Below are 23,496 nucleotides of genomic sequence, written 5' to 3' on the forward strand. Positions count from 1 at the left end.
GAGCGCGCAGCGCGCGCGGCCCGTCAGGTCACGGGCGCCGCGCGCCAGCGCAGCGGCCGGCCGGTGAACCACGGGCTGCGCGTGAGCCAGTCGCGCAGCGCGTCGAACGGCATCGGATGCGCAATGTAGAAACCCTGCGCATAATCGCAGCCGGCGGCGCGCAACCGGTTCAGCGTATCTTCGGTTTCGATGCCCTCGGCGGTCACCGAGATGCCGAGGCTGTGCGCGAGCGAGATGATCGACTGCACGATGGTAGTCGACGCGTCGCTGAATGCCATGCCGATGACAAACGAGCGGTCGATCTTCAGATCGTCGACCGGCAGCTTCTGAAGATAGGACAACGAAGAATAGCCGGTGCCGAAGTCGTCGATTGCAATGCGCACGCCGAGCCGGTGCAGCTCGGTGAGCGCCTTGAGCGCGCGCTCGGGGTCCGACATCACCGCGCTCTCGGTGACTTCGAGCTTCAGCTGGTGCGGCGCGAAGCGGTGGCGCGACAGCACGCGCCGCACCCGCTCGGCGAACTGCAGGTCGAGCAGGTTGCGCGTCGAGATGTTCACGGACACGAACAGTTCGTCGTGCTCGCCAAGTACCGCCGCGAAGTGCGCGACGGCGGACTCGATCACCCAGTCGGTGAGCGGATGGATCAGGTCGCTCAGTTCCAGCAGCGGCATGAATTCCCCCGGGCTCACGAGGCCGACGCCCGGATGGTCCCAGCGCAGCAGCGCTTCGAAGCCGATCCGCGTCTTGCCCTGCAGCGGTACCTTCGGCTGGAAGTGCAGCACGAACTCGCGTCCGTCGAGCGCGTGGCGCAGCTCGCTCATCAGGAACGGGCGCGGATTGCCGTAGTCGACCCGGTCGGTCACGTCGAAGCGGCGGCCCTCGCGGCGCGCCGCATACATCGCGGCGTCGGCGCTGCGCAGCAGCGTCTTCACGTCGTGGCCGGCGCCCGGAAAGCACGCGACGCCGATCGTCGCGCCGATCTGCAGGTCGAGCCCCGCGATCGCGAACGGACAGCGCAACGCATCGAGCGTCTCCTCGACGAGCGCGACGAGCGCTTCCTGCTGCGGCGCCTGCAGCACGAACGCGAACTCGTCGCCGCCGATGCGGCCGATCTCCGCGGCGCTGCCGAGCGCGCTGCGCAGCCGCTCGCCGACATCGCGCAGCAACTGGTCGCCCGCCTCGTGGCCGAGCGAGTCGTTGATCTCCTTGAAGCCGTCGAGATCGAGCAGGCCGACCGCCACGCGTTCGGGCGCGTTCGGGCGCGCGAGACATGCGTCGAGCGCGGCGACGAAGCTCGCGCGGTTCAGCAGGCCCGTCAGCGCGTCGTAGGTCGCGCGGCGGCGCAGTTCCTCCTGCTGGCGGCGGCGCTCGGTGGTGTCGAGGAAGGTGACGATCGAGCCGGCTGTCGCGCCGTCGCGCACGATCGGGTAGACCCAGTATTCGACCGGCAGCAGGGTGCCGTCCTTGCGCCGGAACACGCCGTCCTCCACGTGCGCGTGCGCGCCTGGCGCCAGCGCCCCGGGCAGGCCGGCCGCGTGCGGCGCGAGGCGGCCCGCGTGTCCCGGGTGTCCCGCGTGTCCCGCCTCACCTGCATGGTCGGCCTGACCGCCGTCCGCGACGAGCGCGCGCAGTTCGCGGCCGACCAGCTCGCTCGTGCGATAGCCGAGCAGCCGCTCGCAGGCGGCGTTCGCGAAGGTGCAGCGGCCATGCCCGTCGAAGCCGCCGATCGCCTCGACGGTCGACTCCATCAGCAGTTCGAACAGCGCGTGCTGCTCGCGGATCGTGTTGGTGAGCGAGCGGCGATACGTGACGTCGGAGATCAGTGCGAGCGACGCGTCGCCCCCCTGGAAGCGCAGCGGAAAATACGCGACCTCGACCTGCAGCACGCCGCCTTTCGCGTCGCGATGCAGCCGCGCATGCGTGCCCGACGCAAGCCCGGCCTCGCGCGCATGGCTGCCGGGCGCGGCGGGGCCCATGTCGAGGTCGGCCTCGTGCCGGCGCAGGAACGCATCGCGCGAGTAGCCGTAATGCGCGATCGCCGCGTCGTTGACCGCGAGAAACGCGCCGCTCGCCGAATCGCAGACCCACATCGGGTACGGGTTGCTTTCGAACATCGCGCGATATTCCGCTTCCGACTGCCGCAGTGCCTCGCCGGTCTGGTGCCGGTCGATTGCGACCGCCGCCAGCTCGGCGCCCATCTGGCCGATCTGCAGCTCGCCCGCGGCGGGCTTGCGCGGAGCCGGGAAATACAGCGCGAACGAACCGAGCACGCGGCTTCCGGCGGACACGATCGGGTGCGACCAGCACGCGTGCAGTCCATGCGGCAGCGCATGCGCGCGATAGTCGCGCCACAGCGGATCGTGCGCGATGTCCTCGGTGACGACGATGCGCCGTTCCGCGATCGCGGTCCCGCACGACCCCGCACCCGGCTCCGCGCGCGCGCCGATCAGCGCATCGCGGTAAGTCGCCGGCAGTTGCGGCGCGATGCACTCGACGACGGACTCGCCGCGCCCGTCGACGATCATCACCGACGCCACCGCATCGGGAATCTGCTGTTGCGCGAATTCGCACAGACGGGTGAGCACGTGTGCGAGCGGCTCGTTCTGCGCGATGCGTCTTAACACGTCGACCTGGCGCGACTGGCGTTGCAGCGACAGCCGCCAGTCCTGCTCGCGCTGTGCCAGCTCGCCGGCCATTTCGTCGAGCTGGACCGCGATCAGCCGGAACTCGCGGGCGGACACGTCGCTCGCGACCCGCGTGTCGAAGCGGCGCTGGCGCAGCCGTGCCGCCGCGTCGGCGAGGCGCCGGATGTCGCGTCCGAGCACCGCGTGGGTAGCGGTCCAGCCGGCGCCGAGCGCGAGCGCGGTGAGCAGCAGCGTGATCAGCGCGCCGGCCCACAGGTCGCGGTAGAGGCCGGCGAACATCCGCTTGCCGCGCGACGTGAACAGCACGATCGCCGCACCCGGGTCGCCCGGCAGGCCGGCGGACGCGGAGCCGAGCAGGTGCAGCGGCGAATCCGGCGGCGCGACGAACTGCACGGTACGCATCGGCTGCGCGATCGCGCGGCGCACCAGCGGCGCGGTGATCGTGTCGCCCACGCGGCCGAGCGCCGCGTTCGACGAGAACAGGATCGTGCCGTGGCGGTCCACCACGGTGATGCCGCTGTCGCCGTCCGTTGCGCGTTCGACATGCGCGAGCGCCGGCAGGCGCAGCGCCGCGAACAGCACGGTGGCGGGGCGTCCGTCGGCGCCGGGCAGCGCCATCGCGACCACCAGCGCCGGCTCGCCGGTCAGCCGTCCGAGCTGGTAGCGCCCGAGCACCGCGCCGTCGTGCTGCAGCGCGCGGCGGAAGTAGCCGCGGTCGCCGAGATAGAGGGGGCCGTGGCCGGATTTGTTGACGGCGCTGCACCGCACGTTGCCGTCCGGTCCGATGACGCCGAAGTTCACGTAGCGCTGCGCGCGCAGTGCCAGCACGGCGGCCAGGTAGCGCGGGCACTGCGCCCAGTCGCCGGCGCGCATCGACGGCGCCACCGACATCGCGTCGAGCGTCTCGCTCGCACCGGCGATCTCGGCGCGCGTGTACTCGGCCGCCACTTCGAGGTAGCGGCTTGCTTCGTCGCGCGTGCTCTGCTGCACCGCGCGCGTATGGCGGTACAGCGCATAGCCGCTGCCCGCGAGTACCGGGACGGTGGCCGCGCAGATGATCAGGAACATCCTCGCGTAGACGCTTTTGAGCAACGCATGGGTGTTCATCGTGAGGGGCTCCAGGCGAGGGCGGTTCGCGGTGCTAGAGGGGCGCGCCGGACGAGCGGCACGTCGTGATCACGAAGCGGTTCTTGCCGGCGCGCTTGGCGCGGTACATCGCCTCGTCGGCGCGGGCGAGCAGCGTCGCGCTGTCGATCTCGCCGCTCGCGAGCGCCGCGCCGACGCTCGCCGACAACTGCAGCGCGCGGCCGTCGACCTCCCGCACCGCGCTCACCTGCGCGACGAGCCGCGTGCAGATCGATTCGAGTTCGCCGCCGGCCGCCGGCAGGTGTTCGAGCAACGCGACGAACTCGTCGCCGGCGAGCCGCGCGACGAAGTCGCCGGTCCGGAACACGCCGCGCGCGATCGCCGCGATCCGGCGCAGCACCGCGTCGCCCGCGTCGTGCCCGTATTGGTCGTTGATCTGCTTGAAGTCGTCGAGGTCGAAGAAGATCAGCGCGAGCGGGGTGCTCTGCTCGCGCGCGTACGCCATCGCCGCGTCGAGCCGCGCGACGAACGAGCGCCGGTTCGGCAGCCCGGTGAGCGAGTCGTGCGTCGCCGCGTGCCGCAGCGTGTGCTCGTGCCGCTTGCGCGCGGTGATGTCGGTGGCGAGCACATACGCGCCGGCGATCTCGGGCCCGCTCGCGGGCTCGTCCGCGCGGTCCGGCACGAGGTGGATGTGGAGCCACCGTTCGCCCGCGCGCTCGCTGGTCTGGAATTCGAACGACACTTCCTCGCCCGCGAGCGCGCGGCGCAGATACGGCTGCGCGACTTCGTACGGGTGCGCGCCGAAGATTTCCCGCACGTGCCGGTTGTCGATCTCGACCAGCGTGCCGCCGAAGAACACCTCGTGCTGGCGGTTGTGAAAGCGGTAGATTTCGTCTGCGTCGAGATAGCCGATCAGCGCCGGCAGGTTGTCGGTGATCGTCTTCAGGCGCAGGTTGGCCTGGCGGATCGTTTTCTCGTCGAGCTTGCGCTGCGAAATGTCCTGCAGGAACGCGCTCACGAGCGTGCGCTCCGCGAGCGTGGTCACGCCGAGCGTCATCTCGACGGGAAAGGGCTGGCCGTTCTTGCGCTGCGCGGTCATCTCGATCCGCCTGCCGATCAGCTTCCAGCGGCGCGTCGCGAGCGCCGCCGCAAAACCCGCCGCGTGCGCGGCGCGCTGCGCGCGCGGGACGATCAGTTCGCCGAGCACGCGGCCGATCGCATCGGCCTTGCTCCAGCCGAAGATCTGCTCGGCCGCGCGATTCCACATCTCGATGCGGCCGGACGCGTCGACCTCGACGAACGCGTCGGTGGCGTTTTCGAGCGTCGCGTGGAAGCGCTCGCGCTCCGCGTACACGCGCTGCTCGGCGCTGCGCCGCTGTTCGGCCTCGCGGGTGAGCGTGGCGACCGCGTCGTTCAGCTGCGCGGTGCGCTCGGCGACGCGCAGTTCGAGCCCGGCGCGCAAGGCGGCGAGATCGAGCTCCATCTGCTTGCGCGCGTCGATGTCGGTGGCGACCATGATCACGCGCGGACCGTCGGCGAGCGGATCGACGAGGCGCGAGACCGAGACCTGCGTCCAGACCGCGTGTCCGTCCGCGCGCACGAAGCGCTTTTCGATCGTGTACTGCGCGACTTCGTTCGCGAGCAGCCGGCGAAAGCGCGCGACGTTGTCCTCGACATCGTCCGCGTGCGTGATCTGCTGGAACGTCATGCCGAGCAGTTGCGCGGGCGGGTAGCCGAGCATCCGCGCGAGCTGCGCGTTCACTTCGAGCCAGCGGCCCTCGGCCGACACCAGCGCGATGCCCGCCGACGCCTGCTCGACGATGCGCGCGTACAGCGCCTCGGTGCGCGCCTGCGAGCGGCGCGCGCGTTCGAGCCGGCGCTGCGATTCGCGCACATGAAAGTACTGCTCGGCGAGTGTCGCGAGATCGTCGAGCAGCACGCGGTCTTCGTCGCCCAGATGACGCGCGACGCGGTCGATCACGCACAGCGTGCCGAGCGGCAGGCCGTCGAGCGAACGCAACGGGCGGCCCGCGTAGAAACGGATGCCGGGGGCGCCGGTGACGAGCGGGTTGTGGGCAAAGCGCGGGTCCGCGTGCGCATCGTCGACCACGAAGGTCTCGTTGCGCTCGACCGCATGCGTGCAGAACGAAATGTCGCGCGGCGTCTCCTGGACCGCGAGGCCGGTGCGCGACTTGAACCACTGGCGATCGCAGTCGACCAGCGACACGAGGGCGATCGGCACGGCGAACACGCGGCTGGCGATCCGGGTAATGCGGTCGAGTTCGGGCGAGGGGGGCGAGTCGAGCACGCCGAGATCGTGCAGGGTCGCCAGTCGCGTCAATTCCATGTTCGACATGAGTGTCTGTTCGAAGCGAGGTAAGGCGCACGCGGCCGCACGATGGCGAAACGACGCAGGCAGACTGCCGCGATACGGACGGGCCGGTGCGCGTAACGGCCGGCCAGCCGCATGTTGCAAACCGGATTCCCGCCACTATCGGCTATAACGACCCGCGGGCGCGCGCATGGATCGGGATAAACCCGCAACCGTCGCGGCACGCGACCCATGATACGGCATCCGGCGGATGCCGAAGCCGCCGGCCCCGGCGGGGCAGCGGAGCAGGGCCGCGGGTCGGGGCCGCGGGTTTGATCCTGGAGGCGCGTGGTGCGCGCATCGCGGCGGGCGCGCGCATTCGCCCGTCACGATGGGCAGGATCTGCACACCGGGATGTAACGATTGCACGCGCGCGGCGCCGGGGCGATGCGGCGCGACCGCAAACGCCTGTCCATGGGCGTAGCGGGGCGGGCACGCGGCTTGCCGGTTCGAAGACAACCGAGCACAACCGAAGACAACCGAACACAACCGACCCGCGACTGGAGGCCCGATGAACGCGCCCCGTGACCGATTGCTGCACAGCCCGTCTCCCGAACCGGCGAAACCCGGCCCCGAGTACACGCCGCCCGATCGCGGCGACGACGACGTGCCCGCGGAACCGCCGCAACCGTACCGCGAGCCCGGGCGCGAACCGCCCGGACAGCCGCCGTCCGAGCCGCCGGTGCCGCCGCCGCATGCCGGCGCGCGTCCGCCACGGGCGCACCGGTCAGGTTTCCGGCTCGGTCTCCCGCGATATCCTCAATGACGTCCCACGTTACGTCCTCACTCAGGAGGAACCCATGGCAAACGCTGAATCGAATCCCCCCCCGAAGCAGCAGGATGGCGCGCAGCCGACGCAGCACGACGCAACCGCCGCGCGCGACGAGGCGGCGAGTTCCGGCCGCCCGCGCCGCAAGCTGTCGCCGACGGCAATTGCGGGCAAGGCGCCGACCGGCCTGCCGCCGATCGATCTCGACAGATACGAGGCCGACAGCGGCGATCCGGTGAAGCGCGCGGCGAGCCGGATCGTGTCGATCGACAACGCGAACATGGCCGCGACGGACGACGCGGTCGACGTCGACGGCAAGGGCATGGAGGCGCGCGCGGACAGGCGCGAGCGCCACGACAACGTGGTCTACTCGAACGCGTCGCCGGATGAGAACGTCGACACGCCGGACGAAGGGCTCGGCGGATTCGATAGCCGGCCCGGCGGCGTCGTGCCGCGCGTCGTCGCCCGGCCGGGCTGGACGGTCCGCTATGCCGGCACGGTCACGGTCGCGCACGGGGAGGGCACGCGCGAGGAGCATCTGATCCGCCTGGAGCCGCCGGCGGCGTGAGTTGTCGGGCCGCTTACAGCGGCTGGTCGTGCGAGGCGGAGGTTCCGACGTATTCGTACCGCGCAGTGCTGACATGGGAGATGCGCACTTCGACGGGTTTCTGATGATACGAGTACGCCACCCGTCGCACTTCCAGCAAAGGCGCGTGAAGCGGCACGCCGAGCAGTTCGCTTTCCGTCGCGCTTGCCACGGCCACGCGCAAGCGCTCTTCGATATCGACGACGTTGATCTGGAAGGCGTCCTGATAGAAGTTGTAGAGCGTGCCCGGCCGCTCGCGCAGGGCGGCCTCCGTCAAGCCCGGAAAGCGCGCTTCGGCGACGGTGATGCTATCGGTCATCACCGGTTCGCCGTGCAGCGCGAGCTGGTTGACAAACGCAAATACGCGCGCGTTCGGCTCGATGCCGAGCATCGCCGCGAACTCCGGTGAGGCCTTGCTCTTCCTGAAGGACACGAGGCTCACGGTGGGGTAGGTCTTGTCGCCGTCCTGGCGCACGATCCGGAAAAAGCGGAAAAAGTGGCGGTCGCGCTGATGTTGCGCGACGAACGTCCCGAGCCCCTGGTGGCGGATGAGGATGTTCTCGGCGACCAGTTCGTCGATGGCCTTGCGCAGCGTCCCGATCGACACGCCGAACCGCCCGGCGAGACGCTTTTCGGACGGGATGGCTTCGCCCCCCTTCCATTCCCTCGCCGAAAGGGCCGCGAGCATCGCATTCTTCACTTCCTTGTAGCGCGTCCCGCCGATCGTGGGCGTGGCCGTCGCGGCACTGGCGTTATCCGGGCCGATGGTCAGCGTCTTCATCGCATGCGCTCTCGTTTTCTGTGGCGATCTATCTCTTCTCATTATACCCGGGCCCCCTCGTTTCACTCATTCAACACATATAGATGATATGGTTGACATGAATGTGTTCGCCGCCTAAGATCGGACACAGGGTGATGAACCACCGATCACCGATCCCCTAACCGGAATGGAGACAGCGATGAGCGACGAAGCGCAAGCGGCCAGCAGTTCGACCCATGCAGCAAGGCAGAAGAGAACGATCCACCTCGTGATGCACGAAGCGAGGGACACCGTCGGCGTGGCGGTCGTGGAGGGCATCACGGCGGGGACAAGACTGAACGCGTGGATCATGGACGACGACGAGGTCATCGGCGTCAGCGCGAAGCAGGACATTCCCATCGGCCACAAGGTGGCGCTCAAGGACATGGCGGTCGGCGACACGGTCTACAAGTACGGCGTCGATATCGGCAAGGTGGTGGCGCCGATCGCGGCGGGTGAGCACGCGCACGTCCACAACATCAAGACGAAGCGCTGGTAAGCCGCGCAAGATCCGCAAAACCCGCAACACCAGCAAGATCCGCCGGGAGGCCGCCGCGCGCGCAAGGCCGGCGGCTCCCTGACCCTGACTACAGCCGGACTGAAGAGACCCACCATGAGCGTCATAGACCAGAACACCACTTTCCGTGGCTATCGCCGCCAGAACGGACGCGTCGGCGTGCGCAACCATGTGATCATCCTGCCCGTCGACGACCTGTCGAACGCGGCCGCCGAGGCTGTTGCGCACAATATCAAGGACACGATGGCGCTGCCCCATCCGTACGGCCGCCTGCAGTTCGGCGCCGACCTCGATCTGCACTTTCGCACGCTGATCGGCACGGGCTGCAACCCGAACGTCGCCGCGGTCGTGGTGATCGGCATCGAGGAGGGCTGGACCCAGCGCGTGGTCGAGGGCATCGCGAAGTCGGGCAAGCCCGTGGTGGGCTTCGGCATCGAACTGCACGGCGATCACGATACGATCCTGCGCGCATCGAAGGCCGCGAAGGAGATGGTGCAGTGGGCGAGCACGCTGGAGCGCGAAGCATGTCCGATATCGGACCTGTGGGTGTCCACCAAGTGCGGCGAGTCGGATACCACGTCGGGGTGCGGCGCGAATCCGACGGTCGGCAATGCGTTCGACAAGCTCTACGGTCTCGGGACGACGCTCGTGTTCGGCGAAACCTCGGAGCTGACAGGGGGAGAACAGCTTGTCGCGGCGCGCTGCGCGAACGACCAGGTGCGCGAGCGCTTCCAGTTCATGTTCGACCGCTACCAGGACATGATCAACCGCTGGAAGACAGACGATCTGTCGGAGTCGCAGCCGACCAAGGGCAACATCGCGGGCGGGCTGACGACGATCGAGGAAAAGGCGCTGGGCAACATCCAGAAGATCGGCAAGAAGTGCCGCGTCGACGGCGTGCTCGACAAGGCCGAGGCGCCGGCTCATCCGGGCCTGTGGTTCATGGATTCGTCGTCGGCGGCCGCCGAGATGGTGACGCTGTGCGCGGCCTCGGGCTACGCGGTGCATTTCTTCCCGACCGGCCAGGGCAACGTGATCGGCAATCCGATCTTGCCGGTGATCAAGATCTGCGCGAATCCGCGCACGGTGCGCACGATGAACGAGCATATCGACGTGGATGTGTCGGGTCTGCTGCAGCGTGAGCAGAATCTGGATCAGGCCGGCGACACGCTGCTGAAGATGATGCTCGCGACAGCCAACGGCCGACTGACCGCCGCCGAAGCGCTGGGTCACCGTGAATTCGTGCTCACGCGTCTGTTCGAAAGCGCCTGATAGCGCAACGCCGTCCTCGTGAGGGCCGCCTCCGGCGGGCCTCGCGAGCAGCGTTTCGCCACAGCGCGCGCACGGTGCGGCAGGGCTGAGCCAGCCACGGCACCCCGTGCGCGACGCTGCCTATTCAAGCAGCAGCGAGTGGAGGAGACACCATCTTGCGCGTGCTCAAACATCTTTACGTGCAGGTCCTGATCGGACTTGCGCTCGGCATTCTCGTCGGCTATTTTTCGCCCGGTTTCGGCGTACAGATGAAGCCGTTCGGCGACGTCTTCATCCGTCTCATCAAGATGCTCATTACCCTGGTGATTTTTTGCACCGTGTCGGTGGGTATCGCGCGGATGGAAAGCCTCAAGCATGTCGGGCGTGTCGGACTCAAGACCGTCTGCTACTTTGAAGCGGTCACGACGCTCGCACTCGTGCTGGGTCTCGTCGTCGCGAACGTCCTGCATCCGGGGGCGGGGCTGAACATCGACCCGAAGACCCTCGGCACGCAAGCCGTCAGCCATTACATGGCCGAAGCGCACACCGTGGCCGCGCAGGGCTTTCTCGACGAAATCGTGCCGAACTCCGTGGTGGAGGCCTTTGCCCGCGGCAACCTGTTACAGGTGCTGCTGTTCTCGGTGCTCTTCGGTGTGGCGTTGTCGATCATGTCGGGCCGCGGCCGCTTCCTGTCCAGCGTGATCGAGCAGGCCGGCGAAGCGCTGATGAAGATCGTCGAGCTGATCATGCGGCTCGCGCCGCTCGGCGCGTTCGGTGCCATGGCGTTCACGGTCGGCAGGTACGGTATCGGCACGCTGCAGCAGCTGGGGCTGCTGATCGTCTGCTTCTATTTGACGAGCATCCTGTTCGTCGTGCTGGTGCTGGGAACCATCTGCCGCTGGGCAGGCGTGCCGCTGCTGCCGCTGCTCGGCTACCTGCGTGAAGAACTGCTGATCGTGCTCGGCACGTCGACAACGGAGTCCGTCCTCCCGCGGCTGATGGAGAAGCTCGAGCGTCTGGGCTGTCCCAAACCCGTCGTGGGTCTGGTGTTGCCGACCGGTTATTCGTTCAACCTGGACGGCGCCGCCATCTATCTGACGATGACCTCGCTCTTTATTGCGCAGGCGACTAACACGCATCTGTCGCCGCTCCAGCAGCTTGGCCTGCTCGCCATCCTGATGCTGACCTCGAAGGGGGGCGCGGGCGTGGCGGGCGCCGCGCTCGTGGCGTTGACCGCCACCCTGGCGACGCACAATATCATTCCGGTCGCGGGCATTACGCTTATCATCGGCATCGACCGCGTGCTCAACGAGGTCCGCGCCCTTGTCAACATGATCGGCAATACGGTCGCGACGATTGTCATTGCGCGATGGGAGGGGGCATTCGACGCGGCCGCTGCGCGCAGGATGCTCGCCGAGCCGCGCGCCGCACACGGCGGCGGCGAAAAGGACAACGTGGCGGGCATCGGCGACGCGGCGCGACCGGATTACGCACCGGATTGAGCGCCGCAGTGAACATGTTTCCTGAAGGAGTTCCGACATGAGCCGCATTTCGTCGGGGGATCTGTTGGCCCTCGCTACACGCGCGATGCAGTGCGCGGGCGCGACGGCCGAAACGGCAACGGCTACCGCGCGGGCGCTTGTTTATGCGGACGAGCGGGGCCTGTCGTCGCACGGCGTTTCCCGACTTCCGATGTATGTCGCGCAGTTGCGCAACGGGCGAGTCGATCCGCACGCGAGGCCGGCGATCGTCACCGTGCGCCCAGCGGCCGTGCTGATCGATGCGGCGGATGGCATGGCGTTTCCTGCCTGCGAGCTTGCCATCGAAACGCTGATCGGGCGTGCGCGCGAGCAGGGCAGCGCAGTGGCGAGCGTTCGGCGCAGTCATCATCTGGGCGCGAGCGCGTATCACCTGGAGGCGGTCGGGGCGGCAGGGCTGGTGGGGCTTGCATTCAGCAATGCGCCTGCGGCAATGCCGGCGTGGGGCGGCCGTCGTTGCCTCTTCGGCACCAATCCGCTGGCGGCCGTATTTCCGCGCCGGGACGGCGAGCCGCTGATGATCGACTTGTCGCTATCGACCGTGGCACGCGGCAAGATCATGGTGGCGGCCCGCGAAGGCAAGCCGATTCCGCTGGGCTGGGCTACGACGCGCGACGGCGCGCCGACCACCGACGCCAGGGCCGCGCTCGACGGCATGATGTTGCCGTTCGGCGGGGCGAAAGGCGCGATGCTCGCGCTCATGGTCGAACTTCTGGCTGCCGCGCTGGCGGGCGCGAATTTTGGCTACGAAGCCGGCTCGTTTCTGACCGACGAGGGCGAGAAGTCGAGGATCGGTCACCTGTTCTGGGCAATCGATCCGGATGCGCTGGCGGGAGGAGCGGCTTACCTGTCGCGGGTGGAAGCGCTGGTCGCCATCATGCTGGAGGACGCCGATGTGCGACTTCCGGGACAGCGCCGTGCAGCGCTCGCGGAGATGGCAGCGCGCGACGGCATCGAGATTCCGGACGCGTTGCTCGGGCAACTGCGCGCGCTGGCGGAATGACATCCTGGCGGTAACAGGACGGTGCGGAGACACCCGGATGCGACGGATCGGAATGGATCAGACCAGTAGAAAGTGTAGGTAGAGGCATTGCCTGAATGTGAATATTATTGACGTTTTTTAGCGAGTGAGGAAAACGTTATGCGATTCGGGCTGGTGCTGATTTTCGTTGCGGCGGCATTGCTGCTTCTTGTCGCTGGCCTTTCGAAGAGTAAAAGGCGTATTCGATTTGAATATGTCAGGCGTGATCTTTTGACGGGCCGCGAGTTTGAGTTCTTTCGACGGTTGCGGGCGGCTTTACCCGAGGCTGTTATTCACGTTCAGGTGGCGATGTCGGCATTGGTTGATGTAAAGGGAGCGGGCAGGGCGGGGCGTAACAGGTTCGATCGGAAAGTGTTTGATTTTGTCGTTTGTACAGAGGCGGGGCAGGTGCTTTATGTGGTGGAACTGGATGATCGAAGTCATGCATCCGCGTCGGCGCGCAGGCGGGATCGTGTGAAAGACGAGATTGCGGGAGCGGCCGGATTGCACGTGATTCGCTATGGCAGCGTGAATACCGATGTCGAGGTGCTGCAGCGCGATTTCAAGGCAGTGTTGGACCTTGCGGCGTATCGGGGTGTCTAGAGGGTGCCTGGCGTCGGGAGTGTCCGACGTGCGCGGCGCGGCGGGTCGCATCGGCGGGTCTGCGGAGTCGCAACGGTTCCGGCGCGGCTCAGCGCGGCCTGTCGGACCGAGTAGCGGGAGCGGGTAGCGGGTAGCGGCACGGTGGTCGAACGCAGGCGCCTAGTTATTTACAGAGCTTCCTTCCCGCCAGTGAGCCACGCCTTCGACGACTGCGTAGTAGACGATCACAAGACCGGCGAGCGGATCCGCCCACCACCATCCGGCAACCGCGTTGAGTACGACGCCGATGAGCACAGCTATCGCGAGATAAGCGTCGATGACGGTTACGCGCGATTCCGCGATGAGCACCGCGTTGTCCAGACTTGCCGCGAGCCAGGGCAGACATGGCGATGACCGTTGCCGTGAGCCATGCAATGCCAGCGGGCGAAGGTGCTGGGCGCCCGCCGGCGGTGATCACATACGTCGTCTGAACCACGATGTAGACGGCCAGCACGATGAAGGCCGCTCCGATCATCCGCAGCGCGAGTTTCTCCTTGTTGACCCTGGTACCTGCCAGATGCCAGACGACCACGACTGAAGCAAATATCTCAATCAGGGAATCCAGTCCAAAGCCTGCAAGGGCTACCGAACGCGCGGCTATGGCGGCAAGCCCGACGATCACAACCCCAACGACGTTCCATGCCAGTGTGATGTACTCGAGAGTAAGTCCACGGCGCTGCAGTTGATTCCGTTGGAATTCGCCGGTAGCGCTCGGCCTCTCAGTCTGTCGATCCATGGATGCAAGCTCGAAGGTGTACCGAGGTCGACAATATAGCGTAGCGAACTGGGGGTGTCAGGAATTCCGTGTTCAAGGCGGGGTTGAGAATCACACGGATGGCCGAACAAATCGATCCGCGTAGAGGATAGCGAATTGGTTCATGGCCGCTTTCCAGTCTTTTGCTGCGCGTCCCCAGTCGGCGGTGATATTCCGCAATGCCAGCCAGATGAGCTTGGTCGCGGCATCGTCGCTTGGGAAATGGCCGCGCGTCTTGATGATCTTGCGTAGTTGCGAGTTGACATTCTCGATGGCGTTCGTAGTGTATATAACCTTGCGAATGTCCGGGGGGAACGCGAAGAACGGAATCACGCGGTCCCAGGCGCTGCGCCAGGCAACACTGACTGTCGGGAATTTCTGACCCCACGGGCTTTCGGCAAAGGCATCGAGTTCGGCCTGCGCGGCTTCGGCGCTCGGCGCAGTGTAGATCGGCCGGATCGCGGCCGCCAGCGCCTTGCGGTCCTTCCAGCTCGCGTAGGCCAGGCTATTGCGAATCAGATGGACAATACAGGTTTGCAGCGTCGTTGCAGGAAACACAGCTGCCAGCGCCTCGGGCATGCCTTTGAGGCCGTCGGTCACGGCAATCAGAATGTCGCCAATGCCGCGCGTCTTCAAATCATTGAATACCTTCATCCAGAATTTGGCGCCTTCGGTGTTCTCGATCCACAAACCGAGAATGTCACGCGAACCATCGGGCAGCACGCCCAAGGCCAGATAGACAGCCTTGTTGCGGACCACGGCGTCTTCGCGGATCTTGACGCGCAAGGCGTCGAAGAACACGACCGGATACATCGGCTCAAGCGGTCGGCTTTGCCAGGCGGTGACTTCGGCCATGACTTCGTCGGTGACGGAGCTGATGAAGTCGGGCGAGACTTCGGTGCCGTATTGCTCAAGCAGGAAGCCCTGGATTTCCCGGACCGTCATGCCGCGGGCGTACATGGCGACGATCTTGTCGTCGAAGCCGGTGAAGCGTCGCTCGTGTTTGGGTATCAGGATCGGCTGGAAGCTACCGTCACGATCGCGCGGTACCTCGATACGGACAGGACCATGCTCGGTCAGAACCGTCTTGCCACCCCGGCCGTTACGCTGGTTGGTAACGTCGGCCGGCCTGGCCGCGCCAGTGGGATAACCGAGATGATGGTTCATCTCTCCGTTCAGCGCACGCTCGATCAGGGCCTTCTTGAAGGCCATCGTCGCAGCGCTAATGGTTTCGGCTGTCATCGGGCCGTTGCCGAACTGCTCAAGCAACTCGGCGGGAATCGCCGGCAGATCCGCCGGCTGGGCTTTAGGTTTGCGAGGCATAAACTCTCCTTGGGAGCATGTTATGCCTTAAACACGAAATTCCCGACAGGCCCAGCGAACTTGCGTGTTCGCCCGGTGCTCAGGTTCAAACGTGGCGTATCCCATATGCTTTGCTACCGGAATTTTGTCTAGGCCATTCTGAAATGTCCGCTTTCCAGCCAAGTTCAAATGTCCGCTTTTGCAAGGGTTAAAACTCTGTTTCCTGACGCTTCAACTCACGCAGTGTCGAAGGATTGCGCCTGAACGGGCAGGGTGCTTACGTCAGGTCCACGGCTCCTCGCAGCCCGCCGGCCAGGTTTGGAAGAACGTGCTGTTCTGCTTTGCGCGAGTGCCGTGACGACCTGTTCGACATCGGCCTGCGTGAACTCGCGCTGCTTCTTTGTCCCCGGCGGCCGTCCCGGTTTGCGCACCTCAAGGCCCTGATTCGTGCGTGACGGAGCGTCCGATGCCCGCCGGTTGTCGCGCTGCGCCTGTACCGCCTGCGCGACCTGCAGCACATGCGCCAGCCGCTTGTGCTCGATCACGGCGCCCTGATCGATTTCCGCCAGCCGGTCATATTGCCGGCACACCAGCACGCAGCCATCTGCGCGAATCTCGATACGTCCGTCCGGATACTCCCACACGTCGATATACCGATGGATCAACCGGCGATTGGCGACCGTGTCATCCAGCAGGTACAGCACGCGGTCGTACTGCACCGTCAATGACTTCGTCACACGGCGTGTCTCGCGCCACGTCATCAGCAGATCGAGATCCTCATCCTCACGCAGCGGACGGTGTGCATCGAAGGTGCTCCGCGGTGGCTTTGCAAAGCGCGCGTTGTACGCGGCCATGAAGGAGGGCGCAAAGGCATTGGCGTCGCTCAACGTGCTGATGCCGCGCAGCCTTAACTCCTTCACCAGACGGTCCTGCAGCGTCAGATGCGCGCGCTCCACGCGCCCCTTGGCCGAACTCGAGTTCGCGCAGAACGTGTCGATGTTCAGCTCGTACATCGCCCGGCCGAAGTGCGTCACGCTGCGCCCCGTACTGGCCGCGGACGCGCTGCGAAACACACTGGCCTTGTCGCTGTAGAACGCCCCCGGCTTGCCGTAACGTTCGATGTACGCACGCGTCGCCTCGAAATAGCTGAACGTCGACTCGCTCGCCGTGAAGTGCAGATGCATCAGCCGGCTCGTGGCGTCATCCACGTACACCAGCAACGTGCATTGTGGTGCGCGCTGCTCGAACCACGCGTGCTCACTGCCATCGATCTGGATCAGCTCGCCCAGACACGCCCGGCGTGCCCGCGGCTGGTACACCTTCGGTGGACGCTGTCGCCGCGGCACCCACAGACCGGCATCCGTCATCAGCCTCCGCACCGTTTCCTTCGCGAGCCGGATGCCATGGCACTCGACCAGCTTCTCGCAAGCCAGCGTTGGCCCGAAATCCGCATAGCGCTCACGGATGATCGCCAGTGCCCGGTCAGCCGTCGCCGCATCCAGCCGGTTATTGCTCGGCTTCGAGCACTTGCCAGAGATCAGGCCGCGTGGCCCGTCCTCGCGCCACCGGCCAACCAGTCGCCGGATCTGCCGCGTCGTCAGCCCAAGCCGCTCAGCCGCACGCCACGGCTTCAGCATCCCGTCGGCCACGCCCTGAATCACCTTGACCCGGTCCAGTTCGCGCATCGTCATCGTTATCCGCTCTGTTGCAGCCATCGAAGCCTCCAGCGCCGGAAACGGCAGCCGGACAGCTTACGCGTCGAAAAAGCGGACATCTGAACTTAGCCAGAAGCGGACATTACAACTTAGCCGCTACATCAATATGGTTGATAATTTATATTATGTAAACTATGATGCGCAGGCTTTGCCGAGCGATGCGCGCAATCAAGGCATCGATTGGTGAGCCGCTTTCGATGTGAAACATCGCCGCAAGCAGATGATCGCGTCGTTGTAGGGATGCAGGTACGCCCCCTACCGCCCCCGCGCTGTAAAGCAAAAGCGCCCGCTCGCGCTGATGCGCGGCGGGCGCTTCTGCTTCTGTTTCCCGGCGTCGCTGGCTCGGCTATGCGGCAGACTGGACGTCTTTCAGGGCTTCCGGGTGCAGTGTGGCTACGCGCAGCAGCGTTTGAGCCGCGCCGGTCGGATTGCGTCGGCCTTGCTCCCAGTCCTGAAACGTCCGCACGGACACGCCGAGCAGGCCCGCGAACTCGGACTGCGACATGCCTACCTTGGCGCGGGCCACCGACGCCTCGGTCGGTTTAACGCGCGTCACGCGCGCCGCGCGACCGGCCTTCATGTCGCGCACGGACTGCATCAAGTCCGCATGAAACTTTTCGAGATCCTTAGTCACGTTCGATTTCCTCACGAAGTTGATTGAGAAAGGCTGTCGGCAGGTTGTCGAACTTGGCCTTTGTGTACGCGATCAGCAGCCAGATTTTGCCGTCATCGAGCAGGTTGTAGTAGATGACGCGCGCGCCGCCGCGTTTCCCCATGCCGGCGCGGGACCAGCGGACCTTCCGAAGTCCCCCGGCGCCGGGTATCACATCGCCTGTCAGCGGGTTGTTAGCGATCCAGTTGACGAAAGCTTCGCGCTCGTCGTCGCGCCCAGTGACCATATCACTCGCTCCCGGGCGGCTATAGCGCCCGCCAATATTGCTGCCGCGCTTATTGCCTCGCGATCCATCGAGCGATTTCGGGCCAGTGCTCCTCGAGCGTCCGCGCCCCCATGAACAGGCCAATATGCCCACCTGGCACTGTCTTCGAGACGATGCGCTCAGGTGGCGTACCGATGTACCGGTTCGTATCGAGCACCTGCTCGGGGGTCGTGATGTCGTCGGCGGCGCCGGCGAGCAGAAACACCGGGCAAGTGACCCTGCGCAGGTTGAGTGGCCGGCCAAGCCCGATGAAACTTCCCCTCGCCAGCCGGTTCTCCTGAAAGAGCTGCTGGATCACCTGCAGATACCAGCGTCCAGGCAAATCGATCGGGTTCTCGTACCAGCTCTCGAACGCCTCCTCTTTCGCGAGGTACGCTGGATCGTCGATATGCTCATAAAGGTCGATCTGATCCTGAACATAATGCTCGGCAGGGTGCATATTCTTCCATCCCTGCAGCATGAATTTGCCCTGCATCAGTCCGCCCCCCAGAGCAACGAGCTCCTCGTAAAACGAAAGCGGTGATTCATGCACCATGCGCTTGATCGACCCGTTGCCGGCATCGGTATCGATAGGCGAGCCTGCAAGAACGAGCGTATTGACCTTGTCGGGAAAGCGCGCGGCAATCATTGCCGAGGTCCATCCACCCTGACACAGTCCCACGAGGTTGACGCGTCCACCCAGGTCGTCGATCGCGACAACGATCTGGGCGAGGTAATCGTCGATTTCCAGGTCCTTCATGTCAATGGTCGCGGACTTCCAGTCGGTCAGCGCGACATGACCAATGCCGTTTGCAAGCAGCGTTTCGACGAGGCTCTGCCCTGCCCGATAGTCGGCGATCATGGCCGTATGGCCCGCATACGGCGCATTCACCAAGGTCGGCATGCCCGTCCCCGGTGTGCCGTAGTCGCGCAAGACCATGGTGCGAAGATCGAGACGGGCCTGGTTCGGCGTCGCGAGCCTGGGCCTGAGTTCCTCGTGGATCCTGATCTCTTCGTCGACAAATTTGAGGTTCTTTGCGTAAAGCTCGCGTTCCTCGTCGAGCAGGGCCTTCGCCATGGCCATCGGCCAGAACGCCGGCACGCTCAACAGCGAGAGTCCGGAGGATCCGACGGAGGATTTTTTCGACATGGGGTGTCCTTTTGAGCAACGCGCCGACACGGCGCGGCGAGGAATCTCGATGCGAAGCGCGCTATCGCCGTAGCTTCGTCGAATGCGCCATCAAACGTTGTTCCACGCGCTTCAAATGGCGAGCCTGCTTGGTGGCGCGATGGTCCAGCAATCTGTATGCGCCCATTTTGAGGACGCTTGCGACGCCGAACGACGCCACGCGCGACATGTACGATTGCCTCGATGTGGCCAGGATCCGGTTCCGGCTTTGCGCATCGCCTTGGCGCAACCGGACGCAATGCGGGCGTCATTCGCGATTCCCGCGCTCAGTCCGTGTTTGCCTTGAAATAGCAAACCGACCTCCTCACTCATGACCGCCGTGGGCGATGAAGGACACTATCGATCTTCGACGCCGGTAGGGCATTGATCGACGTCAACGACGCTCCAGACGCCCCGCAGGCGGCGGCTCGCTGCTGCCGGGTCCCCCTAAACTCCCACCCGCCCCCGCCGTTAACCCTTCACGTATATCCCACACCAATTCGACGCGTCGCGCGTGCCTCGCGCGACGCACCGATTCGAATCGTCAGGGGGTCCCTTGCATTCCCGGGTCTTGCAACCCCGCCCTCTACGCGCGCAGCGCGCGAGTACGTTTGAAGACGATCTGATTTCATGTTTTCCGCAAAAATCTGCGCCGCGGTTCTCGCGGCTGCCTTGAGCGGCGCATTCGCACCGGCTTGCGAAGCGCAATACACCACCGACTGGCTGGCCAACACCTACGGCACCAATGCAACACGCGTCGGCAACGTCGCCCGCTCGATGTGGGTCGCCCCCGACGGCACGATCTACACGTCCTCGATGTGGGACGAAAACGAAGGCGGCGTCGCCCTCTATCAGAACGGCCAGAACGCCGGCTCGATCGGCGGTCACAGCGATTTTCAGGGGGGCGCGATCACCGGCAACGCAACGTCGCTGTTCGTCGCGATGCAGTTCAATGCGAGCTACGGCAGCGGCGATGTCGGCCGCTACAACCGCGCGAGTCACGCGCGCGATCGGCTCATCGCCGTCAGTGCCGATACGACCGAGCACCTCGCCGACGTCGTGACCGGCCTCGCGACCGCAGGCGCCCTGCTCTATGCCAGCGACTTCCCCGGCAATCGCGTGCGCGTGTTCACCACGGACGGCGCCTGGCAGCGCGATATCGGCGTGGCCGGGCCCGGCGCGCTCGCCGTCGATGCCAACGGCAACCTCTGGGTCGCGCGCAAGAGCGCCGGCACGGTCGTCGAGTTCGACGCGAACGGCGTCCAGCGCAATACGCTTGCGTTACCCGCGAACGCGCAGCCGTCGTCGCTCTACTTCGATCCGTCGAGCGGGCAACTGCTGGTCGGCGACGAGGGACCGGACATGGACGTGAAGATCTACAACGTCACAGGCACGCCGTATCTCGCCGGCACGTTCGGCGATCAGGGCGGGTATCTGAACACGGTCACCGGCCTTGCGGGCCAGGTCGGCAACCTGCGCTTCACGCGCGTGACCGGCCTCGGCAAGGACGCGGCCGGCAACCTGTACGTGCTGGACAATCCGTGGGGCGGCTCCTGGGACCTGGGCCGCAACGGCGGCACCGACATCCACGCGTTCGCTCCCACCGGGACCCCGCTCTGGACGATCCAGTCGGTCAACTTCGAAGGGAACGCGGCACCCGACCCCGTCACCGACGGCACGCTGTTCTACAGCGGCACCCAGATCTATTCGGGCACCGCGGGCGGCACGTTCGTTGCAAACACCGTCGATCCGGTAGCCTACCCGGCCGATCCGCGCATCAACCTCGCCGACACGCAGCGCGGCGAACAGTTCGCGCAGCTCGCGAGCGTCAACGGGCAGCGGATTCTCGTCGCGGCGAGCCAGAATCCCGACACGTTCTATTTCTTCCACTTCAACGCCGCGAGCGGCTACATCGCGATTCCGGACAGCACGCTGCCCGGCCCCGCGTTCGGCGCGACGGCGCCCGTGCGCGACGGCTTTTGCCTCGACAGCAACGGCGGCGTCTGGGCGGGCCTCGACAAGACGAACGCCATCACCCACTATCCGCTGACCGGCTTCGACGCGACCGGCAAGCCGGTCTGGGGCGCGCCGGTCGCGGTGCCGGTTCCGGCCACGATTTTGCCGCTCACGCGCATCCTCTACCTGCCCGCCAGCGACACGATGATCCTCGCGCAAGGCATCCCGGGCAGCACGGACTGGACCGCGATCGGCTCGCGCATCGAGGTCTATCACGGCTGGCTCGCCGGCAACCACAGCACGCCGGACCCGGTGATCACGCTAGCGGGCGCGAACCCGAAGTCGATCGCGGCCGCGGGCAACGAACTGTTCGTCGGCTACGTGCATACGGTGCCGAACATCGACGCGTTCAACCTGACGACGGGCCAGATCGACACGACGTTCATCGACAGCAGTCCGGACAGCGTCTACGTCGGCAACGACGTCGATTCCATGTACGGCCTGCGCGCCTACCAACGTTCGAGCGGCGAATACGTCGTCACGAAGGACAACTACAACGGATCGAGCATCGTCGTGTATCGCTGGATGCCGCCGACCGCGAGCGGCACCACGACGATGTCGCCGTTCAGCGCAAGCTGAGTCGTCACAGCCGGATCGTCCGTTCGCTGCACCCGAACGGCTGCAATGCCCATGCGCCGGCGCCTGGCGGGTGAGATTGGCCACGACGATCGGCGCGTCGCCGGCCGCGTCCGCTATGACGTCTGCTATGACGTCCGCTATGACGTCTGCCGTGCCGAATGCCGCGACGCGGCCCGTTGTTCTGCCGCGAGCATCGCCGCGGCATCCGTCCAGGTGCGCGCGATGCCGAATTCGGTCGTCGCGCCATCGTGCGACGCGATGGCGCCGGCGATCCGCTCGTGCCCGGCGAGCGTCAACGCCTCGGCGCCGGGCGCGCGGACCCTGGGCCGGTAGTATTCGCTGGCCCGGCGGAACGGCGACTCCCCGATCGCCGGGAAGATCGGATTGCCGGTCATCCGGGCAATCTTACCGCGCGAAGTCGTCGCGCACGTCAATCCCTGTGAGAAAGGCGTGGCGGCCTGGTGGGCGCCGCCCGGAAGAAACATCGGCCGGCGGTCGGTTGACTTGGCCCGCCACTGTCATATAATTACCATTTGGTAATTATTGCGATGACGGCTGATGATTCGACGATCGATGACGGACGTGGACGGTGAGCCGGTGCGTACCGCCCGTCACGGCCGCAAGGGAAGCTGGGCGTTGCTGTTCGGGCGGCCTCACGGGACAACTCGGGCACGCACGGCGAAACGCGTCATTCTGGTGTCCGCCGTACTTCTGGCTGCCGTGATCGCCGCGTGGTATCCCGCTTTGTCCGGGCGCGGCGTGCAGAGTACGGACGACGCCTACGTGCGGGCCGATGTGACACCGGTCGCCGCGCGCGTCGACGGGTATCTCGCCGACGTACCGGTCCGCGATAACCAGCGCGTGCATGCCGGCGACGTACTGGCGCTCGTGCAGGATGTGGACTACCGCGAACGGGTGGCCGAGGCACAGGCGAACGCCGAGCGTGCCGACGCCGCGCTCGCCCATGCCATCAGCCAGAACCGCTATGAGCAGGACCAGGTGGCGGCGGCCGCGGCAGCCATGCAGGCCATACAGGCGGATCTGGACCGCGCGGCGGCTGACCGCACCCGCTATCACGCCATGCTTCCGAGCGGTTCGGCGTCACGCCAGCAGGTCGACGTCATCGACGCGGAAGTCAGACGCCTGAGCGCCAACCTGGCACAGCGCCGCGCCGAATGGATGGCGGCCCGGCAGCAGGTGCAGACGGGCAACGCAACCATCGACGAGGCAAAAGCCTCGGTCGAGGCCATGCGCTCGATACTGAATTCGCGAAAGATCGATCTTGGCTGGACACGCATCACGGCCCCGGTCGATGGCGTCATCGGTGAACGTCACGTCCGCCCCGGTGTGTACGTCCGCGCCGGCACGCTGATCGTCGACGTGGTTCCTTTGCCGCACGTGTGGGTGGTCGCCAATTTCAGGGAGAACCAGCTGGCACGCATCCATCCGGGACAGCATGTCGCCATCCGGGTCGACAGCCTGCCGGATCTCGTATTCAGAGGGACGGTGGACAGCGTCCAGCCGGCCAGTGGCGCCCAGTTCGCCCTGCTGCCACCCGACAACGCAACGGGCAACTTCACCAAGGTCGTGCAGCGCTTTCCGGTGAAGATCACGCTCGACCCTGACCAGAACTCGCAGGCCGCCCTGTTGCCGGGCATGTCGGTCGTCGCGTCAGTGGAAACGCCGCCTGGGCCGCGCTCGGGCGGCCTCGCGAGCGGGCTGTCCGGCTGGCTACGGGGAAGGCTGTGAGCGATCGCCTGCCTGCTGCCTCAGGCCCGGGCGAGCGGGGCTTCCCCCCGGCGAGACCTGTCGCCGGCGGG

Annotated in this window: 18 protein-coding genes and 1 pseudogene; 9 read left to right on the forward strand and 10 right to left on the reverse strand. The window is 66.0% G+C overall.

From position 1 onward, the window contains the following. Positions 1-23: 23 nt before the first annotated feature. Positions 24-3,752, reverse strand: a complete 3,729-nt coding sequence (locus AC3AP7_RS07980; RefSeq protein ID WP_475764178.1) for an EAL domain-containing protein — start codon at positions 3,750-3,752, stop codon at positions 24-26. 34 nt (positions 3,753-3,786) lie between these two features. After that, complete coding sequence (locus AC3AP7_RS07985; protein WP_475764177.1) at positions 3,787-6,087, reverse strand: PAS domain S-box protein; 2,301 nt, start codon at positions 6,085-6,087, stop codon at positions 3,787-3,789. An 815-nt stretch (positions 6,088-6,902) separates the two neighbouring features. Between AC3AP7_RS07985 and AC3AP7_RS07990 the strand changes: the two genes are divergently transcribed. Continuing rightward, a complete protein-coding gene (locus AC3AP7_RS07990) occupies positions 6,903-7,439 on the forward strand; it encodes a DUF3005 domain-containing protein (RefSeq protein ID WP_475764175.1) in 537 nt (178 codons plus the stop codon). Between the two features lie 13 nt (positions 7,440-7,452). Here AC3AP7_RS07990 and AC3AP7_RS07995 read toward each other — a convergent pair whose 3' ends face one another. After that, positions 7,453-8,238 carry a GntR family transcriptional regulator gene (locus AC3AP7_RS07995; protein WP_475764173.1) on the reverse strand — a complete coding sequence of 262 codons (786 nt, stop codon included), beginning with the start codon at positions 8,236-8,238 and terminating at the stop codon, positions 7,453-7,455. A 250-nt stretch (positions 8,239-8,488) separates the two neighbouring features. Between AC3AP7_RS07995 and AC3AP7_RS08000 the strand changes: the two genes are divergently transcribed. From AC3AP7_RS08000 to AC3AP7_RS08020, 5 genes are all read left to right on the forward strand, one after another. Further along, positions 8,489-8,755 carry a UxaA family hydrolase gene (locus AC3AP7_RS08000; protein WP_475768029.1) on the forward strand — a complete coding sequence of 89 codons (267 nt, stop codon included), beginning with the start codon at positions 8,489-8,491 and terminating at the stop codon, positions 8,753-8,755. Between the two features lie 114 nt (positions 8,756-8,869). Next, positions 8,870-10,045 carry a UxaA family hydrolase gene (locus tag AC3AP7_RS08005; RefSeq protein ID WP_475764172.1) on the forward strand — a complete coding sequence of 392 codons (1,176 nt, stop codon included), beginning with the start codon at positions 8,870-8,872 and terminating at the stop codon, positions 10,043-10,045. Between the two features lie 155 nt (positions 10,046-10,200). Beyond that, entirely contained in the window at positions 10,201-11,526 is a 1,326-nt protein-coding gene (gene dctA, locus AC3AP7_RS08010; RefSeq protein WP_475764170.1) for a C4-dicarboxylate transporter DctA, read from the forward strand. 37 nt (positions 11,527-11,563) lie between these two features. Next, positions 11,564-12,565: an Ldh family oxidoreductase gene (locus tag AC3AP7_RS08015; protein ID WP_475764168.1), complete on the forward strand. Its 1,002-nt coding sequence runs from the start codon at positions 11,564-11,566 to the stop codon at positions 12,563-12,565. A gap of 138 nt (positions 12,566-12,703) precedes the next feature. Further along, positions 12,704-13,186, forward strand: coding sequence for a DUF2726 domain-containing protein (locus AC3AP7_RS08020; protein WP_475764166.1), 483 nt, complete (start codon positions 12,704-12,706; stop codon positions 13,184-13,186). A gap of 159 nt (positions 13,187-13,345) precedes the next feature. Here the strand turns inward: AC3AP7_RS08020 and AC3AP7_RS08025 are convergent, their stop codons facing one another. From AC3AP7_RS08025 to AC3AP7_RS08035, 3 genes are all read right to left on the reverse strand, one after another. Further along, positions 13,346-13,600, reverse strand: a complete 255-nt coding sequence (locus tag AC3AP7_RS08025) for a cation efflux transmembrane domain-containing protein (protein ID WP_475764164.1) — start codon at positions 13,598-13,600, stop codon at positions 13,346-13,348. Between the two features lie 451 nt (positions 13,601-14,051). Continuing rightward, on the reverse strand, positions 14,052-15,302 hold the full coding sequence (locus AC3AP7_RS08030) for an IS256 family transposase (protein WP_475763347.1): 1,251 nt from the start codon (positions 15,300-15,302) through the stop codon (positions 14,052-14,054). Positions 15,303-15,517: 215 nt separating this feature from the next. After that, the gene (locus AC3AP7_RS08035; protein ID WP_475764163.1) at positions 15,518-16,996 is read right to left on the reverse strand and encodes an ISNCY family transposase; all 1,479 of its coding nucleotides are present in this window, start codon (positions 16,994-16,996) and stop codon (positions 15,518-15,520) included. Between AC3AP7_RS08035 and AC3AP7_RS08040 the strand changes: the two genes are divergently transcribed. Next, positions 16,944-17,183, forward strand: a complete 240-nt coding sequence (locus AC3AP7_RS08040; RefSeq protein ID WP_475768071.1) for a hypothetical protein — start codon at positions 16,944-16,946, stop codon at positions 17,181-17,183. The two genes, AC3AP7_RS08035 and AC3AP7_RS08040, sit on opposite strands and share 53 nt — an antisense overlap. Positions 17,184-17,342: 159 nt before the next feature. On the opposite strand, the gene AC3AP7_RS08045 is transcribed toward AC3AP7_RS08040, so the two are convergent. From AC3AP7_RS08045 to AC3AP7_RS08055, 3 genes are read right to left on the reverse strand one after another with little or no spacing between them, the layout of a single operon-like run. After that, positions 17,343-17,630: a helix-turn-helix domain-containing protein gene (locus tag AC3AP7_RS08045; protein WP_475764161.1), complete on the reverse strand. Its 288-nt coding sequence runs from the start codon at positions 17,628-17,630 to the stop codon at positions 17,343-17,345. Beyond that, entirely contained in the window at positions 17,623-17,895 is a 273-nt protein-coding gene (locus AC3AP7_RS08050) for a transcriptional regulator (RefSeq protein WP_475764159.1), read from the reverse strand. Before AC3AP7_RS08050 ends, AC3AP7_RS08045 begins: the two co-directional genes overlap by 8 nt. Positions 17,896-17,944: 49 nt before the next feature. Further along, complete coding sequence (locus tag AC3AP7_RS08055) at positions 17,945-18,997, reverse strand: alpha/beta fold hydrolase (RefSeq protein ID WP_475768027.1); 1,053 nt, start codon at positions 18,995-18,997, stop codon at positions 17,945-17,947. 714 nt (positions 18,998-19,711) lie between these two features. Here AC3AP7_RS08055 and AC3AP7_RS08060 point away from each other — a divergent pair. Next, positions 19,712-21,676, forward strand: a complete 1,965-nt coding sequence (locus tag AC3AP7_RS08060; RefSeq protein WP_475764157.1) for an SMP-30/gluconolactonase/LRE family protein — start codon at positions 19,712-19,714, stop codon at positions 21,674-21,676. 242 nt (positions 21,677-21,918) lie between these two features. Here AC3AP7_RS08060 and AC3AP7_RS08065 read toward each other — a convergent pair. Beyond that, positions 21,919-22,083, reverse strand: a pseudogene (locus tag AC3AP7_RS08065) (transcriptional regulator NanR); the annotation flags it as partial. A 166-nt stretch (positions 22,084-22,249) separates the two neighbouring features. Between AC3AP7_RS08065 and AC3AP7_RS08070 the strand changes: the two are divergent. After that, positions 22,250-23,425: an HlyD family secretion protein gene (locus AC3AP7_RS08070; protein ID WP_475764156.1), complete on the forward strand. Its 1,176-nt coding sequence runs from the start codon at positions 22,250-22,252 to the stop codon at positions 23,423-23,425. Positions 23,426-23,496 lie beyond the last annotated feature (71 nt).

The organism is Paraburkholderia sp. PAMB 6770, assembly GCF_057748135.1.